The organism is Vibrio sp. 10N.222.55.C6 (assembly GCF_041473395.1).
Taxonomy (GTDB): Bacteria; Pseudomonadota; Gammaproteobacteria; order Enterobacterales; family Vibrionaceae; genus Vibrio; species Vibrio crassostreae_C.
The window spans coordinates 1-576 of the sequence record NZ_JBFRSD010000472.1 but is presented as its reverse complement, the minus strand read 5'-3'; the positions used below and the strand labels follow the sequence as shown (position 1 = coordinate 576).

Annotated in this window: 1 protein-coding gene; it reads left to right on the top strand. The window is 38.7% G+C overall.

The genetic code is table 11. The features are described from left to right. On the top strand, window positions 1–434 hold a 434-nt coding region (locus AB4486_RS24650), incomplete at its 5' end, for an endonuclease (RefSeq protein WP_372119314.1). Window positions 435–576 lie beyond the last annotated feature (142 nt).

Genomic DNA, 576 nt, shown 5'->3' with positions numbered 1-576 from the left:
AGTGTCGTTATACGCCAGATTTTTTAGCCGATAATCATAACGACCAATCTACTCTTATTGAGATTAAGCACTCAAGCCAGATTTTAAAACCAGACTTCAGGCTCCGATTTGCTGAAAAACAGCGAGTAGCACTAGAAGAACAAGGAAAACGCCTTGTTTTAGTGACAGAGAAACAAATTCGTATTGACCCAATATTTAGTAACTTAAAGCTGTTACATCGTTACTCTGGTTTGCATACCATCACTAAAGCGCAAAAGTCTGTTCTCGGATTTATACAACGTAGACAGAAAGTACAATTACGCGAAATCTCCGACCACTTAGGACTGTCTGAGCATGAAACTCTGATATCAACACTCTGTTGGCTATCGTCAGGGAGAGTTAATACTGATATTAGAAGCTCTGATTTTGGTTTGAATAGCTACGTTTGGTGTTAGGTATGACGTCAGATTTTGATGACGTTTTTGGTTTCATTGATGAAATGGAAGCTTCTGCCAACGAAGCGGAATTAGTAACCCAAATACCGAGTGATTTATTTGAAGAAGATAAATCGTATCTCCCTTCCATTGATACCTATCC